This window comes from Pseudarthrobacter sp. Y6, from assembly GCF_050156205.1.
In the GTDB taxonomy this organism is placed as follows: domain Bacteria; phylum Actinomycetota; class Actinomycetes; order Actinomycetales; family Micrococcaceae; genus Arthrobacter.
Window position 1 is genome coordinate 2,303,511 of the sequence record NZ_CP189574.1, and the last position, 17,160, is coordinate 2,320,670.

Sequence of the window (17,160 nt, forward strand, 5' to 3'; positions counted from 1 at the left end):
GTGCCCCTAGAGTGCTTCGAGAATTGCGACGACGCCCTGGCCGCCGGCGGCGCAGATGGAAATGAGACCACGTGCCGGCCTTCCGTCGACGGTGCCTTTGGCCTGCAGCATCTTGGCCAGCGAGGCGACGATGCGTCCGCCGGTGGCTGCAAACGGGTGGCCTGCGGCCAGGGAGGAGCCGTTGACGTTCAGCTTGGTGCGGTCGATGCTGCCGAAGGCACCGTCCAGTCCCAGCCGGGTGCGGCCGAACTCCTCATCTTCCCAGGCGGCCAGTGTGCTCAGGACAGTCCCGGCGAAGGCCTCATGGATCTCAAAGAAGTCGAAGTCATCCAGCGTCAGTCCGTTGCGGGCCAGCAGCCTCGGGACCGCGAACGCCGGGGCCATGAGCAGGCCGTCCTTGCCGTGGACGAAGTCCACGGCGGCAGCTTCTCCATCAACTACGGTGGCGAGCTTCGGCAAGTCATGGGCATCAGCCCAATCTTCGGACGCGAGCAGGACCGTGGACGCCCCGTCGGTCAGCGGCGTGGAGTTTCCCGCCGTCATGGTGGCCTCGGCGCCCAGGTTCTTTCCGAAGACGGGCTTGAGTGTAGCCAACTTCTCCAGCGTGGTGTCCGCCCTCAGATTGGAGTCCTTGGCGAGGCCGCGGTACGGCGTCAGGAGGTCATCGAAGAAACCCGCGTCATACGCGGCGGAAAGGTTGCGGTGGCTGTTGAAAGCCAGTTCATCCTGCGCCTCGCGTGAAATGTTCCACTGCGCGGTGGTCAGCGCCTGGTGCTCACCCATGGACAGGCCGGTGCGTGGCTCCCCCGTGTTCGGAGCATCGGGGGCCAGGTCCTTGGGCCGCAGCCGGCTGAGCACCTGCAGGCGCTGGGGAAGGGTCTTGGCGCGGTTGAGGTCCAGGAGCACCTCGCGGAGACCTTCACTGACAGCAATGGGAGCATCCGACGCTGAGTCCACCCCGCCCGCGATCGCGGAATCGATCTGGCCCAGCTTGATCTTGTTGGCCAGGCCCAGGACCGTCTCCAGGCCGGTGGCACACGCCTGCTGCAGGTCGTAGGCGGGGGTCTCCGCCGACAACGCTGAACCCAGGACTGCCTCGCGGGTGAGGTTGAAGTCCCTGGAGTGCTTGAGCACGGCCCCCGCCGCAACCTCGCCGATCCGCTCATCCTGGAGGCCAAACCTGGCGATAAGACCGTCCAGTGCGGCGGTGAGCATGTCCTGGTTCGAAGACTTTGTGTAGGCCCCGCCGGACCGGGCAAACGGGATCCGGTTACCACCCACAATCACGGCCCGGCGGACTGGACGCGCTGCGCCGGAAGTCGACTGGCTGGCGAATTCGTGGGGTCCGGTGCCGGACTGTCCATTGACGGACATGGGTGACTCCTCTGATCTGCGACGGTTACCGATACCCAGCGTACCTGATACGCTGAGTATCGTGAACATCCTCCTCTCAGAAGCCCCGACGCCGGCTGCCGGCGGAAATGCCGACGGCCGTTCGGCCCGCTGGCAGACCCACCGGGAGGAACGACGTCGGGAGCTCATCAAGTCCGCACGTCGGGCGGTCCACGCACTGGGCAGCGATGCCTCAATGGAGGATATTGCGGCGGCCGCCGGCACATCAAAGTCAGTCTTTTATCGCTATTTCGGCGATAAGGCAGGACTGCAGCACGCTGTCGGGGAAGTTGTCCTGAGCCAGATGCAGCGCAAGATCCGCGAAGCGGCCCAGGGTGCCCAGACGCCTCGGGAAGGGCTGCTGGCCATGATCTCGGCGTATCTCCAGATGGCGGAAACCAGCCCCAACGTCTACAGCTTCGTCACCCGCTATGCGCCAGTGGACGCGGATGGCCCCCAGGGATCGGCGGCCATTTCCGGAGCCCTGGGCCACTTCTTCGATTCCATCGCGGAGATGATTGCCGCACCAATGCGGACCCACCTGGGCGATGGCAAGGAAGCGGTGATCGGCTACTGGCCCACGGCGGCCATCGGCCTGGTCCGGAATGCGGGCGAACAGTGGCTCAGCACGCCGGATTCGGCAGCGAAGCCGGACCAGGCAGCCATGGCCCGCCAGATCACGGCATGGTTATGCGTGGGAATCGCCCCCGAGCTTGACCCTGCCAGCGCGCCATGACTCCGCCAAAACAACCTCAGACCCTCCTGTCAGAACCAACGAAGGACATTGACATGACCGAAGTAGTGGACCGCCCCACCGGCGAGAACGCAGCCATAACCAATACAGCCATAACCAATACAGCCGCCACTAACACAACAGTGACCAGCCCAGCTGTCACCAGCCCCAGCGCCAACCACGGAACGGCTGCGCAGCCCGCCGTCGACGTTGCCGCCCTCGGCGAGCAGCTCCTGGGCAAATGGGCGGACGCCCGCCGGCACGCGCGCGCACTGGCTAGCAGCCCTGCACTGCACAAGACCGAGGGCCTGACGCACACCGAACACCGGACGCGGACCTTCGGCCAGTTGAAGTTCCTCGTGGACAACAGCGCCGTGCACCGGGCCTTCCCGGCGGCACTGGGCGGTGCCGATGATCATGGCGGCAACGTGGCCGGGTTCGAGGAACTGGTCACCGCCGACCCGTCCCTGCAGATCAAGGCCGGTGTCCAGTGGGGCCTGTTCGGCTCGGCCGTGATGCACCTGGGCACGCAGGAGCACCACACCAAGTGGCTGCCAGGCATCATGAGCCTGGAGATCCCCGGCTGCTTCGCCATGACGGAGACCGGCCACGGTTCCGATGTGGCCAGCATTGCCACCACGGCGACGTACAACGCCGAAACCCAGGAATTTGTGGTCCACACACCGTTCCGTGCTGCGTGGAAGGACTACATCGGCAACGCAGCCATCGACGGCCTCGGCGCTGTCGTCTTCGCCCAGCTCGTGACCCGGGGCGTTAACCATGGCGTGCATGCGTTCTACGTTGACCTCCGGGACCCCCAGACCAAGGAGTTCATGCCCGGGATCGGTGGTGAGGACGACGGCGTCAAGGGGGGCCTTAACGGGATTGACAACGGCCGGCTGCATTTCGACAACGTCCGCATCCCCCGCACAAACCTCCTGAACCGCTACGGCGATGTGGCACCGGACGGGACGTACACGTCGTCCATTGCCAGCCCCGGCCGCCGCTTTTTCACCATGCTCGGAACCCTCGTCCAGGGCCGCGTTTCGCTGGACGGCGCGGCAGTGGCGGCGTCGAAGATCGCCCTGACGGCAGCCATCCGCTACGCCACCGAACGCCGCCAGTTCAACGCGTCGTCCCACACGGACGAAGAGGTCCTGCTCGATTACCAGCGCCACCAGCGGCGCTTGTTTACCCGGCTGGCCACGACGTATGCCGCGGGCTTCGCGCACGAGCAGCTCCTCCAGAAATTCGACGACGTCTTTTCCGGTGCCCACGATACCGATGAGGACCGGCAGGACCTTGAGACGCTCGCCGCAGCCCTGAAGCCGCTGAGCACGTGGCACGCCCTGGACACCCTGCAGGAATGCCGTGAGGCGTGCGGCGGCGCCGGCTTCCTGATCGAAAACCGCTTCGCCTCCCTCCGGGCGGACCTGGACGTCTACGTCACCTTTGAAGGCGACAACACCGTCCTGCTCCAGCTGGTGGCCAAGCGCCTACTGGCCGACTACGCCAAGGAGTTCAGGAATGTCGATTTCGGCGTCCTGGCCCGCTACGTCGTGGCCCAGGCAACGGGCGTCGCGATCCATCGCACCGGCCTGCGGCAGGTGGCACAGTTTGTGGCCGATACCGGATCGGTCCAGAAGGCTGCCATAGCCCTCCGGGACGAGGAAGGCCAGCGCGCCCTCCTCACGGACCGCGTCCAGACCATGGTGGCCGACGTCGGGGCGGCCCTGAAAGGCGCCAACAAGCTGCCCGTCGAAAAGGGAGCGGCCCTCTTCAACCAGCATCAGAACGAGCTGATCGATGCTGCCCAGGCCCACGCCGAGCTCCTGCAATGGGAGGCGTTCACGGAGGCCCTGGAAGATGCCACGGACCCCGGCACTAAACGGGTCCTGACATGGCTGCGCGACCTTTTCGGCCTTTCGCTGATCGAAAATAACCTGTCCTGGTACCTGATGAACGGCCGGCTCTCCATGCAACGGGCACGCACTGTGGGTGATTACATCAACCGGCTCCTGGTCAAGATCAGGCCACACGCCCTGGATCTTGTCGACGCCTTCGGGTATGGCGATGACCACGTGCGGGCAGCGATCGCCACCGGTGCCGAGAAGACCCGGCAGGACGAGGCCCGTGCGTACGGCAGGGCACAGCGGGCCAGCGGCAGCGCACCCGTCGACGAAAAATCGCTGCTGGCGCGCACCTCAGCCGGCGGCCGCACCCAGCGGAACTGACCGCCCGCCCCGCGTTCCTCTGGCGAGGTAAACGCACGACGGCGCCGCTCCCCCTCGGTGGGGAGCGGCGCCGTCGTGCGTCGTTTGGTCAGAAGTGCTGATGTTCCTGCCGTCCGTCAGGCAAGCACTGAGCGGTAGACCTCAAGAGTGGTCTCGGTAATGGAATCCCAGGAGAAGTGCTCTTCCGCGCGGCGGCGGCCGGCCTGTCCCATGGCACGCGCCCGTTCGGGATCGGACACCACCTCCGTGAGTGCGGCGGCAAATTCCGTGACGAACTTCTCCGGATCAAGCGGTGTGCCGGTGCCGTCGGTGACCTGCTCAAGGTCCACCAGCAGCCCCGTCTCGCCGTGCTGGACCACCTCAGGAATGCCACCCGTAGCGCTGGCCACCACGGCAGCACCGCAGGCCATCGCCTCGAGGTTGACGATGCCCAGCGGTTCATAGATGGACGGGCAGGCGAACGCTGTGGCGTGGCTGAGGACCTGGATGAGTTCGTTCCGCGGCAGCATCCGTTCAATCAGGACGACGCCGGTCCGCTGGCTCTGCAACTCCTCGATCAGGCGTGCAGTCTCGGCTGCGAGCTCGGGGGTATCCGCCGCCCCAAGGCACAGCACCAGCTGGACATCGGCCGGAAGCTTCGCAGCGGCACGCAGAAGGTACGGCACACCCTTCTGACGCGTGTTGCGACCGACAAACACCACGCTGGGCTTGTCCGGGTCAATGCCCAGGGCGCGAACGGCGTCCTGGTTTTCATCCCGCTGCCACAGTTCGACGTCGATGCCGTTGTGGACCACCCTGACCTTGGCAGGGTCAACGTCGGGGTAGCTGCGGAGGATGTCCTGGCGCATGCCTTCCGAAACGGCGATGATCGCCGCTGCTGCCTCATAGGCAGTCTTCTCAACCCAGGAGGACAATGCGTAGCCGCCGCCAAGCTGCTCGGCCTTCCACGGCCTCAAGGGCTCCAGGCTGTGGGCGCTCAATACGTGCGGGATGCCGTGGAGCAGGGACGCCAAATGGCCGGCCATGTTCGCATACCAGGTGTGCGAATGGACCAGGTCGGCGCCTGCCACGTCCGGCACGATGCGCAGGTCCACCCCGAGCGTCTGGACGGCGGCGTTGGCCGAGGCCAGGTCTTCGGGAACTGAGTAGGAGGTCACCCCGGCACCGTGGTAATCGGCGTCGCGTGGTGCCCCGAAGGCACGAACCTGCAGGTCAACATGCTTACTAAGCACCCTGCTCAATTCGGCCACGTGGACTCCGGCGCCTCCGTAAATCTCCGGCGGGAACTCTTTAGTCACAATGTCTATTCGCACGTTACCCAAGGTAGTCCTTCCGCACTATCTGTTCTAGTGTGAAGGAGTCCGGGCGTGCCGGACTGTTTGGGGAGTTACGAAGGCGTACAGGAGCTACTACCATGCCGTTGAATAAAAGAGTCCTGGCCATTGTCCTCGCAGGCGGCGAGGGAAACCGGCTAATGCCACTGACGGCAGACCGGGCGAAACCTGCAGTGCCTTTTGCCGGCAGTTACCGGCTGATCGACTTTGCGCTGTCCAACCTGGTGAATTCACGCTACTTGCAGATCGTGGTCCTGACCCAGTACAAGTCCCAACAGCCTTGACCGCCATATTTCCGAGACCTGGCGGATGTCCACACAGCTGGGCAATTATGTGGCGTCCGTGCCGGCGCAGCAGCGCGTTGGCAAGAGTTGGTTCCTCGGCAGCGCCAATGCCATCTACCAGTCCCTGAACCTGATCCATGACGCCAACCCCGACATCGTCGTCGTTGTTGGCGCGGACCACGTGTACCGCATGGACTTCGCCCAGATGGTGGAGCAGCACGTGCTCAGCGGCGCCAAGGCCACAGTGGCCGCAGTGCGCCAACCGTTGAACATGGCCAACCAGTTCGGTGTGATCGAGGTGGACCAGGAGGACCCGCAGAAGATCGCCGCGTTTGTGGAGAAGCCCGCCACCACTCCTGGGCTCGCCGCTGATCCCACCCAGTTCCTCGCCTCCATGGGCAACTACGTTTTTGACGCTGACGCGTTGGTGGATGCCCTTCACGTTGACGCCGAACGGCTCGACACCAAGCACGACATGGGTGGGGACATCATCCCCTACTTCGTCAGCCAGGGTGAGGCGGGAGTCTACGACTTCACCCTCAACGACATCCCCGGTTCCACCGAACGTGACCGCACCTACTGGCGCGATGTCGGCACCATCGACTCGTTCTACGACGCACACATGGACCTGATCTCGCCCGTGCCGATTTTTAATCTGTACAACTCGGAATGGCCCATCTACACGCGGCAGAGCATCTCGCCGCCTGCTAAGTTCGTCCGCGGCGAGGGCAACACAGTCGGCTCGGCATTGGATTCGATCGTGGCGAGCGGGACCGTGATCTCCGGAGGCATAGTGGAGGGTTCCGTCCTCTCCAATGACGTCTTTGTCGGCAGGTCCAGCCGCGTGCTCGACTCAGTGCTGATGGACAAGGTCAACATCGGCGAAGGTGCCGTCGTAAAGCGCGCCATCATCGACAAATACGTAAAAATCCCGCCGGGCGCCGCGATCGGCCTCGATGCTGAGCTTGACCGGTCCCGCGGCTTCAAGGTCACCGACTCAGGCATCACCGTACTGTCGAAGGGGCAGGTAGTCCCCGAACCGGAGGACGCCGAGCGCGCCCTGTCGGCTGCCAACCTCATCCTTGTGCCGGATGCAGTCAGGGCCGCCACTGAAATGTGGCCCGAGTTGCAGGAGTCGGTAGACAAGGTTGCCGAAGTCCAGGCCGCCGCCGTCGGCGTGACAATCCCGGGCTCACGGTCAACCAAGGCGTAGCGCCCGGCCGGGCGCCCGGCGCCGTCGGGCCGGGCTCCCCGTAGGCTGTAAAATTGGGGCAATGAGCTCCCCCGATCTGCCAGCCGGACTGACGCCTGAGGAAATCCAGGCCTGCCTCAAGGTTCTGAACACCATCCACGTCTACGACGAGGAACACCCGGACTATGTTTCGGTGCGCCGTGCCACTGGAAAAATGTTCAAGGCCGTGAAGCGTCACCGCCGTGTCACCAAACGCGACCTGATCTCCGAAGCCGACCGGGCGGTCCTGGCCCAGACGGCCACCGCAGCACCGGACCGCATCGACGACGAGACGCGCGGCAACAAGCTGGAGACCTCGGCGACGGGCAAGGTGGCCGGGCACCTGATCCGTTCCCGCCCCTGCTATATCTGCAAGAAGCATTACACGCAGGTGGACGCTTTTTATCATCAGCTCTGCCCGGAATGCGCCGCCTTCAGCCACAGCAAGCGGGATGCCCGCACCGACCTGACAGGCCGGAGTGCGCTGCTCACCGGCGGGCGCGCCAAAATCGGCATGTACATCGCGCTGCGCCTGCTCCGGGACGGCGCCCACACCACCATCACCACCCGGTTCCCCAAAGACGCCGCGCGCCGTTTCGCGGCCATGGAAGACAGCGGCGACTGGCTGCACCGGCTCCGGATTGTGGGCATCGACCTGCGCGACCCGTCACAGGTGATGGCCCTGACGGATTCGCTCAACGCCGCGGGCCCCCTGGACATCATTATCAACAACGCCGCCCAGACCGTGCGCCGATCCGGCAACGCCTACAAACCCCTGGTGGACGCCGAGGACGAGCCGTTGCCCGCCGCGCTGGAGCCGGCCAACGGCGGACCGGAACTGGTGACGTTCGGCCACGCCCACGACAAACACCCCCTCGCCCTGGCGAGCAGTGTCACCGATCACCCGGTGCTGGCCGGCGACGCCATCACCTCACTGGCGCTCTCCACCGGCTCGGCCTCGCTGGAGCGGATCGCCTCCGGTACTGCGATCGACGCCGGCGGGCTCGTTCCGGACCTGGCCGACATCAACAGCTGGACCCAGGTGGTGGACGAGGTTGACCCCCTGGAAATGCTGGAAGTCCAACTCTGCAACGTCACGGCCCCGTTCCTGCTGGTCAGCAGGCTCCGGGACGCCATGAAACGCTCCACGGCGCACCGGAAGTACATTGTCAACGTCTCCGCCATGGAAGGCCAGTTCTCCCGCGCCTACAAAGGCCCCGGACATCCGCACACCAACATGGCCAAGGCAGCCCTGAACATGATGACCCGGACCAGCGCCCAGGAAATGCTGGACGCCGACGGGATCCTGATGACCGCGGTGGACACCGGCTGGATCACCGACGAACGCCCGCACTTCACCAAGGTCCGGCTCATGGAGGAGGGCTTCCACGCACCCCTGGACCTGGTGGACGGCGCCGCCCGCGTCTACGATCCGATCGTGATGGGCGAAAACGGCGAGGACCAGTACGGGGTCTTCCTGAAGGACTACAAGCCCAGCCCCTGGTAGGACGGACACTGTCCTGGCCGGGGTGTTGGGCGTAGGCTCGGCGGCATGAGCAGCGAGCCAATGTCCGGTGAACCACTGTCCGGTGACCCAGCGTCCAACGAGTCAACGTCCCGAGAGTCCAACTCCGGCGAGTCAACGTCCCAGGTCGAGAACCTGGAACACCACGAATGCTGGGCCCTGTTGCGGACGGTTTCGGTAGGCAGGCTGGCCGTCCTCGTAGACGGCCAGCCCGACATCTTCCCCATCAACTACACGGTGGATGGCGGAACATTAGTCTTCCGCACCGGCGCAGGAACCAAGCTGGCCGCCGCCTCCGGTGGTGCCGCTGTGGCGTTGGAGGCCGACGGCGTGGATGCCGTCAGTGGCCTCGCCTGGAGCGTGGTAGTCAAAGGACCGGCAAAGGCCATCACAGGAACCGAGAACATCCTGGACTCCGCGGCCCTGTACCTCTTCCCTTGGCAGGCCGGGCGGAAGGACACGTTTGTCCGGGTGAGCCCGGGCACTGTGACCGGGCGCCGGTTCAAAGTCACCGCGCCCATGACCTGGTGGACCCAGCTCAGCGGAGCGGCCAAGACAGCCCCGGAGTAGCGCTGGGCAGGACGGGGAAACGCCCCCGCCTAGGCGAGTCGGGTGATTTCCACGCTTACGCTCAGCGCCGACCCGCCACCACCGGACAGGATGCCCTTTAGCGGGGGAACATCCCGGTAATCCCGTCCCCGGGCGACGGTGACGTGGTAGTCCCCTGCTGGTTTGTGGTTCGTGGGATCCCAGCTACGCCACTCGCCGTCCCAGAACTCCAGCCACGCATGCGACTGGCCGGCGACTGTCTCGCCGATGGCCGCCGTCGACCGTGGGTGCAGGTAACCGGACACGTAGCGGGCGGGAATGCCGCAGCTGCGCAGTGCGCCGATGGCGAGGTGTGCGAGGTCCTGGCAGACGCCCTGCCGCTGGCCCCAGGCTTCCTCGGCGTTGGTGGTCACCGCGGTGGAACCGGACATGTACGTCATCTCGCCGCGCATCCATTCGAAAATGGCCATCGCAGCCTCGTGCGGGTTCTTGCCTTCGACCACGCCTGGAATGATGCCCAGCACCTCGGGACCGGGACCGCTCAGCTGGGACTGCGGCAGCCAGTCGCTGAACGTATTCAGCGACTCCTTCGATGCGAGGACGTCCCAGCCCGCGATGTCAGCGTCAGCGGGGATTTTTTCAGCCCGGTGAACTTCAACAGTGATGTTGGAGACGACCTCGAGGTGGTCGTGCGGCATCTGCATGTCGAAGGCGGTGACCCGTGTGCCCCAGTAGTCCCGGTAGTTGCTCACGGCCGCCTGCGAAGGTGAGACCTTGAGCACGGATTCAAGGACCACTTGCTGGGGATCGGTCAGGGGCGTCATGCGGGCCTCGTTGTACGAAAGCGTGACGCGTTTATTGTACTTGTATGCCGTGGTGTGGATGATGCTCAGCCGGGTCATGAAACTTCTCCCACCCAGGCCAGTTCGTCTGCCTGATTGAAGTATTTACGGGAAATGGCGTCCGAGGCCTGCGAGACGGCCTTCTGCACGCGTTCCATGTGCTCGGGCAGTTCGGACATCAGATCGTCCGTCCGGTGGAACTCGAGGAAGGTGCGGGCCTGGCCCACGATCCGTCGGGCATCGTTGATGAAGCCCACGCGCTGTGCCGACGGGTCCAGCTTGGCGAGGCACTCATCGGCGTCACTCAGGGCATAGACGATGGACCGCGGGAACAACCGGTCGAGCAGGAGGAACTCGGCGGCGTGCTGGTCCCCGAAGGCAGCACGACGGGTACGCAGGAACGACTCATAAGCTCCCGCGCAGCGCAGCATGTTGACCCAGGACATGCCTGCGGAGAGGACATCCCGGGTGGAAAGCATACGCGCGGTCATGTCGGCGCGCTCCAGCGACCGGCCCAATACCAGGAACAGCCAGCTTTCATCATGGCTCACGGTGGTGTCGGCCAGACCGCTGACCATGGCCGTACGTTCCAGCGTCCAGTTGCAGAAGCGGTACGTCCCCACCACGTCCTTGCGGTGCTGGCTCAGCCCGTAGTACGTGGTGTTGAGGCTCTCCCATAGGCCCGAGGACACGGTCTCTCGGGCGCGGCGGGCATTCTCACGCGCAGCTCCCAGCGACCCGGCGATGGACGTTGCACTGGTTTTGTCGTACGCCAGGGCGTGCAGGAGTTCGGGCAGGCCGAAGTCTTCGCTCTGCGGCCGGGCGCCCATCACTGCGAGCAGTTCCTGGGCCACCCTGCGGCGTTCGTCCATGGGGAGGTGGTTCAGGCGTTCCAGGTGCACGTCCAGGATGCGGGCGGTGCCGTCGGCCCGTTCCACATAGCGTCCGATCCAAAATAGGGACTCAGCAATACGGCTAAGCATTCGCGGTGACCTCCTGCGCGTCCGAAATCTGTGGGCATGAACCCGTGAACAATTGTGCCGGTTCGATGGTCCGGCTCACTGCTGCTGCTCCGACTGGCGGTCGCGCCAGTTGCTCTCCACTGGCCAGACCGATACCCGCTCACGGATGGAAATGGTGGGCCGAGGAACAGTTTCCACCGGCACCTGGGGTGAGTCTGCCAGCACCCAGGTGTCCTTGGAGCCGCCGCCCTGGCTGGAGTTCACAATGAGGGAGCCTTCCTTGAGGGCCACCCTGGTGAGTCCGCCGGGAAGTACCCAGACGTCGTCGCCGTCGTTGACAGCAAAGGGGCGCAGGTCCACGTGCCGCGGGCCGAATTTATCCCCGCCGAGGGTAGGCACCGTGGAAAGCTGCAGGACCGGCTGCGCGATCCAGCCCCGCGGGTCAGCGACGACCCGCTGGCGCAGGGCCTCGAGTTCATCCTTGGAGGCGTCCGGCCCGATAACCAGGCCCTTGCCGCCGGAGCCGTCCACGGGCTTCACCACGAGCTCCGCCAGGTTATCCAGGACATATTCCCGGGCTTCCTTCTCCTCAAGCCGGAACGTGTCCACGTTCGCGATGACGGGCTCCTCGCTGAGGTAGTAGCGGATGAGGTCCGGAACGTAACTGTAGACAAGTTTGTCGTCGGCCACGCCGTTACCCACGGCGTTGGCGATGGTCACGCCGCCGGCCCTGGCGGCGTTGACCAGCCCCGGGCAGCCGAGCATGGAATCCGAGCGGAACTGCAGGGGATCCAGGAACTCGTCGTCGATGCGTTTGTAGATCACGTCCACGCGCTGCTCACCGGCCGTGGTGCGCATATAGACGCGGTTGCCGCGGCAGATGAGGTCGCGGCCTTCCACAAGCTCCACGCCCATCAGGCCGGCCAGCAGGGTGTGTTCAAAGTAGGCGCTGTTGAAGACGCCGGGGGTCAGCACCACTACCGTGGGATCGTCGACGCCGGCGGGCGCCGTTTTGCGCAGGGCGGACAGCAGCCGGCGGGGGTACTCTTCCACGGGCCGAATGAGCTGCTGGCCAAATGCTTCGGGCAGGCCCTTGGCCATGGCCCGCCGGTTTTCCAGAACGTAGCTGACGCCGGACGGCACCCGCACATTGTCTTCCAGGACACGGAAGGTGCCCGCTGCGTCGCGCACCACATCGATGCCGGAGATGTGGACGCGGACTCCGCCGGCCGGCTCGAAGCCGTGCACCTGGCGGTGGAAGTGGGCGCTGGTGGTGACGAGTTGGCGCGGGATGACGCCGTCGGCCACCACGTTCATTTTGTCGTAGACATCGTTGAGGAAGGCTTCCAGGGCCCGGACGCGCTGCGCCACGCCCTTTTCCAGCACGGTCCACTCATCAGCGGGGATAACGCGGGGGACGATGTCGAGCGGAAACGGCCGCTCCTCCCCCGCGAAGTCAAAGGTCACACCGCGGTCCAGGAAGGTCCGTGCCATGGAATCCGCCCGGGCGCTGACGTCGGCGAGGGAGAGCTTGCGTAGCGCGTCCGCCACCTCCGCGTACGAATCGCGGGCCTCCTGGCCGGGGGTGAACATCTCGTCGTAGGCGCCGGTGCGCCCGGCGGCCTCGGAGTACTCCTGAAATAGGTCTGACATGTCCTTTAGCCAACCATCTTTTTGTTTCGAAATCATTACTGCCGTCCATTGTGGCGTGTTGCCGGAGGCAACGGCGGTTCGTTGAATCCGTGTTCTATCCGGCAAGGTTAGTGAGTGCCAGAGACAAGTAATCCCGGGAGCTCCGGAGACGGCGGGAACAGCGGCCGCCGCAGCGGACTGCGGGCCCGCCTTCGTGGTGTGACAATGCGTTCCCGCAGGCTCCTGCCCGGCCTCCTGACGGCCACCCCCGCCCTGGCCGTTGCCTTCGCTGTACATGCCGTGGTGCCGGCACTGCCGGCCATGACCATTGCGGTTGCGCTGGGCCTGCTCGCCGCAAACCTGCCGGGCACGGCCGTCTGGATCGCTGGCCGGGCGCGTCCGGGCCTGGACTTCGCGGGCAAGCACCTGATGCGGGGCGGCATCGTCCTGCTGGGCCTCAAAGTAAGCATCATGGACATCCTGGGCCTGGGCTGGCTGGCCATGGTCCTGATCACTGGCGTGGTGCTTCTGAGTTTCGGCGGCACGTACATGCTGGTGCGGCTGTTCCGGCTGCCGCGTGAGACCGCGCTGTTGGTGGCAACCGGCTTTTCGATCTGCGGGGCGTCCGCCATCGGAGCCATGGCGGCAGTGCGCCGGATCCGGCATGCGGATACCGTGCTGCCGGTGGCGCTGGTGACACTGTGCGGCACCTTGGCGATCGGCATCCTGCCGCTGCTGATGCATCCCCTGCAATTGAGCCCCCTCGCTTTCGGCGCCTGGACAGGTGCGTCGGTGCACGACGTCGGCCAGGTGGTGGCCACGGCGCAAACTGCCGGCACCGCGGCACTGGGCATCGCCGTCGTCGTCAAGCTCACCCGAGTGCTGCTCCTGGCACCGGTGGTTGCTGTGGCGGGCGTGCACCACCGCATGAGCACTTCAGGACAACACGCACTGCCGCCGTTGGTGCCCCTGTTTGTAGTGGGATTTGTGGCCATGGTGGCGCTTCGGTCCACGGGCTGGCTCTCCGAAGGTTGGCTCGACGCCGGCGCCGGACTGCAGGACATTCTCCTGGGGGCGGCGCTGTTCGGGCTCGGGTCCGCCGTGCGGATCCGCACCCTGCTGCACACCGGAGCGAGGGCACTTCTCGCGGCGCTGGCGGCGTGGCTGCTGATCGCGCTGCTGGGCCTGGCAGCGGCCCTGCTGATGACCGCCTAGGCCGAGGCGGGGATGGTGCGCTGCGGGCCCGGGTCCCGTGATTAGATAGCTGAGTGTCACATGAGAATCTGCAGCGCGATGAAGCCGCTCAACGGTCAGCCCTGATAAGCACCCACAGTTACGACGTCTCGCTGGATGTGCGGCAGGCAGCGGACCCGGACGTAGCGGGCTACACCAGCCGCAGCGTTATCAACTTCTCCGCCGCCGAGCCGGGCCAGGGGCAGGTACCGTCTACATTTCTGGATTTCATCGCCGGCGAAGTCCACAGTGTGTTCCTCAACGGCAAAGGGCTTCCCGTGGCCGACGTTGTGGATGGTTCCCGGATCCGCCTGGACAACCTGCAGGCAGAGAACCAGGTAACGGTCACCGGCACCGCCCTGTACAGCCGGTCCGGTGAGGGCATGCACCGCTTTGTGGATCCGGCCGACGGCCAGTGCTACCTCTACACGCAGTACGAGCCCGCCGACGCCCGGCGCGTGTTCGCCAACTTTGAACAGCCTGACCTCAAAGCCGAGTACACGTTCCACGTCATGGCACCGTCAGACTGGGAGGTCGCCTCCAACGGAGTTGAAGCTGCCCGCACGCAGCTGACCAGCGATCCGGCCACCAGCCGCTGGGACTTCGCCGCCACCTGCCCTATGTCCACATACATCACCACAGTGCTTGCCGGGCCGTACTTCAAAGCCCAGGACCACTGGAGCGCAACGCTCAACGACGGCACGCCGCTGGAGGTGCCACTGGCCCTGTACTGCAGGGCTTCCATGGCGGAATCGTTCGATGCTGCGGAGCTCTTTCGCCTGACCAAAAACGGGCTGGACTTCTTCAACCGGCTTTTCGACTTCCCGTACCCCTGGGGGAAATACGACCAGGCCTTTGTCCCCGAATACAACCTGGGCGCGATGGAAAACCCGGGGCTGGTCACGTTCACCGAAAGCTATGTGTTCACATCCCGCGCCACCGACGCGCAGTACCAGGCCCGCGCGAACACGCTGATGCACGAGATGGCGCACATGTGGTTCGGCGACCTGGTCACGATGCAGTGGTGGGACGACCTGTGGCTGAAGGAGTCCTTCGCGGACTACATGGGCACCCTCGGGGTGGACCGCGCCACGGACTGGGAGACAGCCTGGGTCAACTTCGCCAACAAGCGCAAGGCGTGGGCCTATATCCAGGACCAGCTGCCCACCACCCATCCGATCGTTGCCGACATCCCGGACCTCGAGGCGGCCAAACAGAACTTCGACGGCATCACCTACGCCAAGGGGGCTTCCGTGCTGAAGCAGCTGGTGGCGTACGTGGGGTTTGACGCGTTCATCGCCGGCTCACGGCAGTACTTCCGCGACCACGCCTATGGAAACACCACCCTGGCGGACCTCCTGAAGGCGCTCCGTGCTGCCTCTGGCCGCGACCTTGCCGGCTGGGCTGCCGCCTGGCTGCAGACCTCCGGCATCTCCACACTGTCCCTGGAGACCGACACGCACGACGGCGTCCTCGGCGCCGCGACGATCGTCCAGGATGCCGTGGACCCCGTTACCGGACGGGAGGAACTGCGCCCGCACCGGCTGCACGTGGGCTCCTACAACTTCGACGCCGACGGCGCGCTGGTCCGCACCGGGAGTGTCGAAACGGACGTTGCCGGAGCGCGGACGGACGTCCCGGAGCTGGCCGGCCAGCCGCGGCCCGCCCTGCTGCTCGTTAACGATGATGACCTCACCTACGCCAAAGTGCGGCTGGACGCGGTGTCGGAGGCGACGGTGTTGGCATCCCTGGACCGGATCACCGATCCCATGGCCCGCGCCCTCTGCTGGACGGCGCTGTGGAACTCCGCCCGCGACGGGGAAAGCCCGGCCTCCCGCTATGTGGCGGCCGTGACGTCGTTCGGACCGTCCGAAACGGGAGTCGGCGTGCTGCTGAACATCCTCGAGAACGCCTCCACCGCCGTCGAGCGCTACACCCCCTTGGCCCGACGCGACGCGGTGCGTGGCTCCTTCCTGGCGGCGGCCGACGCCCAGCTGGGTAAGGCAGCGCCGGGCTCGGACCACCAGCTGGCCTGGGCGCGGACGCTCTCCGCTGTCAGCCGTCACGACGCTGCCCTCCTCCCCCGGCTCAGGGGCCTTCTGGACGGCACGGTGGTGGTGGATGGCCTGGCCGTGGACGCCGAGCTGCGCTGGAGCCTCTGGCACGCTCTGGCGGCCAACGGGCAGGCCACCTCCGAAGAGCTGGACGCAGAGCTCGAACGGGACACCACCGCCTCGGGCCGGGCGGGCCACGCCACGGCGCTGGCCGCCCGTCCGGAGCCTGATGTCAAGGCCGCCGCCTGGCAGAACGCCGTGGAGGGGACGGAGCTGTCGAACCAGCTTCTCAGCGCCACCATCGTTGGATTTACCACCGCTCCCGCTGCCCTCCTGGAACCCTATGTGGAGCCGTATTTCGAGTGCCTCCGCGGTGTCTGGGACAACCGGAGCATTGAAATCGCCAGCCGGATCGTCCGGGGGCTGTATCCCTTGGCGCAGGATCTGCCGGCGGGGACGCTGCCTGCGGGGCACCCCGTGATGCTCCGCACGGATGCCTGGCTGACGGGCAACACTGACGCACCCCGGGCGCTGCGCCGGATCATTGTGGAACAGCGGAGCCACCTGCTGCGGGCGCTCACCGCACAGCAGCAGTCCGTTCCGGCGCCGGAAGCTGGCCTCCCGGTCCTGTAAACCGCTACGGGGAATGCAGGGTGACGGATGTGCCGGAAAATAGTGACGCGACGTAAGCGACCGGCAATACGCAGGCGAACGCCGTGGCCACCCAGATCCCGGGAGGCACGGCACCTTCCGCGTTCGACGCAACAATAGCGAAGACGGCTGCACGTCCTATCGTCCAAAGAACGGCTATCTTCAGCGTGTTGCGGACGAGCGCACGTCGGTACGAAGGCGAGTATGCAAGTCCAGTCGATCACCCAGGCAAGCAAACGGTGCCATGGTTGCCGATTCACTCTCACGATCCTATTGGGGTGGCTTGTGAAAAAGTGAAATATCCGACGTTAGCGCGAATATTTCACCAGAAATCAGCCGTGGGCCGTGGCGACCGGCCCGGTTCTTAGCCAAGAAGCCCTTCGCGGATTTGGTGTATCGCGAAGGGAGGTATCCGTTGCGATGGTGTGTACGCGGCAACCGTTACACGGCGGGCCCTTGTATTCCTTGGGCCCGGAGGGATCTCAAACGGTGTCTTGGGAACGA

General features: G+C 65.4%; 11 protein-coding genes and 1 pseudogene. 7 read left to right on the plus strand and 5 right to left on the minus strand.

Going from position 1 to position 17,160, the window contains the following annotated elements; translation table 11 throughout:
- Window positions 1–6 precede the first annotated feature (6 nt).
- A complete protein-coding gene (locus ACQCSW_RS11060) occupies window positions 7–1,374 on the minus strand; it encodes an acetyl-CoA C-acetyltransferase (RefSeq protein ID WP_426985864.1) in 1,368 nt (455 codons plus the stop codon).
- Window positions 1,375–1,435: 61 nt separating this feature from the next.
- On the opposite strand from ACQCSW_RS11060, the gene ACQCSW_RS11065 reads away from it, so the two are divergent.
- Both ACQCSW_RS11065 and ACQCSW_RS11070 read left to right on the plus strand, forming a co-directional pair.
- Window positions 1,436–2,128, plus strand: coding sequence for a TetR/AcrR family transcriptional regulator (locus tag ACQCSW_RS11065; RefSeq protein ID WP_426985866.1), 693 nt, complete (start codon window positions 1,436–1,438; stop codon window positions 2,126–2,128).
- A 53-nt stretch (window positions 2,129–2,181) separates the two neighbouring features.
- Window positions 2,182–4,359: an acyl-CoA dehydrogenase gene (locus tag ACQCSW_RS11070; protein ID WP_426985868.1), complete on the plus strand. Its 2,178-nt coding sequence runs from the start codon at window positions 2,182–2,184 to the stop codon at window positions 4,357–4,359.
- A 116-nt stretch (window positions 4,360–4,475) separates the two neighbouring features.
- Here the strand turns inward: ACQCSW_RS11070 and glgA are convergent, their stop codons facing one another.
- On the minus strand, window positions 4,476–5,672 hold the full coding sequence (gene glgA, locus ACQCSW_RS11075) for a glycogen synthase (RefSeq protein WP_426985870.1): 1,197 nt from the start codon (window positions 5,670–5,672) through the stop codon (window positions 4,476–4,478).
- Between the two features lie 101 nt (window positions 5,673–5,773).
- Between glgA and glgC the strand changes: the two are divergent.
- The 3 genes and pseudogenes from glgC to ACQCSW_RS11090 all read left to right on the plus strand — a co-directional run bounded on the left by glgC (window position 5,774) and on the right by ACQCSW_RS11090 (window position 9,303).
- Window positions 5,774–7,190 (plus strand): annotated as a pseudogene (gene glgC / locus ACQCSW_RS11080) (glucose-1-phosphate adenylyltransferase).
- Between the two features lie 61 nt (window positions 7,191–7,251).
- Window positions 7,252–8,715: an SDR family NAD(P)-dependent oxidoreductase gene (locus ACQCSW_RS11085; RefSeq protein ID WP_426985872.1), complete on the plus strand. Its 1,464-nt coding sequence runs from the start codon at window positions 7,252–7,254 to the stop codon at window positions 8,713–8,715.
- A gap of 45 nt (window positions 8,716–8,760) precedes the next feature.
- The gene (locus tag ACQCSW_RS11090; RefSeq protein ID WP_426985874.1) at window positions 8,761–9,303 is read left to right on the plus strand and encodes a pyridoxamine 5'-phosphate oxidase family protein; all 543 of its coding nucleotides are present in this window, start codon (window positions 8,761–8,763) and stop codon (window positions 9,301–9,303) included.
- Between the two features lie 29 nt (window positions 9,304–9,332).
- On the opposite strand, the gene ACQCSW_RS11095 is transcribed toward ACQCSW_RS11090, so the two are convergent.
- From ACQCSW_RS11095 to ACQCSW_RS11105, 3 genes are all read right to left on the minus strand, one after another.
- Window positions 9,333–10,184, minus strand: a complete 852-nt coding sequence (locus tag ACQCSW_RS11095) for a transglutaminase family protein (protein ID WP_426985876.1) — start codon at window positions 10,182–10,184, stop codon at window positions 9,333–9,335.
- Window positions 10,181–11,107, minus strand: a complete 927-nt coding sequence (locus ACQCSW_RS11100) for an alpha-E domain-containing protein (protein ID WP_426985878.1) — start codon at window positions 11,105–11,107, stop codon at window positions 10,181–10,183. Before ACQCSW_RS11100 ends, ACQCSW_RS11095 begins: the two co-directional genes overlap by 4 nt.
- Window positions 11,108–11,182: 75 nt before the next feature.
- A complete protein-coding gene (locus ACQCSW_RS11105; protein ID WP_426985880.1) occupies window positions 11,183–12,739 on the minus strand; it encodes a circularly permuted type 2 ATP-grasp protein in 1,557 nt (518 codons plus the stop codon).
- A 204-nt stretch (window positions 12,740–12,943) separates the two neighbouring features.
- Between ACQCSW_RS11105 and ACQCSW_RS11110 the strand changes: the two genes are divergently transcribed.
- Both ACQCSW_RS11110 and pepN read left to right on the plus strand, forming a co-directional pair.
- Window positions 12,944–13,933 (plus strand): putative sulfate exporter family transporter, encoded by a 990-nt coding sequence (locus ACQCSW_RS11110; RefSeq protein WP_354252727.1) that lies wholly within the window; start codon window positions 12,944–12,946, stop codon window positions 13,931–13,933.
- Between the two features lie 53 nt (window positions 13,934–13,986).
- Window positions 13,987–16,638: an aminopeptidase N gene (gene pepN, locus ACQCSW_RS11115; protein ID WP_426985882.1), complete on the plus strand. Its 2,652-nt coding sequence runs from the start codon at window positions 13,987–13,989 to the stop codon at window positions 16,636–16,638.
- The last annotated feature ends 522 nt before the right edge of the window (window positions 16,639–17,160 follow it).

Bases quoted from the DNA above. Each gene is read 5' to 3' on its own strand.
- ACQCSW_RS11060 (WP_426985864.1), bottom strand. From the start codon at position 1,374: ATGTCCGTCAATGGACAGTCCGGCACCGGACCCCACGAATTCGCCAGC.
- ACQCSW_RS11070 (WP_426985868.1), top strand. From the start codon at position 2,182: ATGACCGAAGTAGTGGACCGCCCCACCGGCGAGAACGCAGCCATAACC.
- ACQCSW_RS11085 (WP_426985872.1), top strand. From the start codon at position 7,252: ATGAGCTCCCCCGATCTGCCAGCCGGACTGACGCCTGAGGAAATCCAG.
- ACQCSW_RS11090 (WP_426985874.1), top strand. From the start codon at position 8,761: ATGAGCAGCGAGCCAATGTCCGGTGAACCACTGTCCGGTGACCCAGCG.
- ACQCSW_RS11095 (WP_426985876.1), bottom strand. From the start codon at position 10,184: ATGACCCGGCTGAGCATCATCCACACCACGGCATACAAGTACAATAAA.
- ACQCSW_RS11100 (WP_426985878.1), bottom strand. From the start codon at position 11,107: ATGCTTAGCCGTATTGCTGAGTCCCTATTTTGGATCGGACGCTATGTG.
- ACQCSW_RS11105 (WP_426985880.1), bottom strand. From the start codon at position 12,739: ATGTCAGACCTATTTCAGGAGTACTCCGAGGCCGCCGGGCGCACCGGC.
- ACQCSW_RS11110 (WP_354252727.1), top strand. From the start codon at position 12,944: ATGCGTTCCCGCAGGCTCCTGCCCGGCCTCCTGACGGCCACCCCCGCC.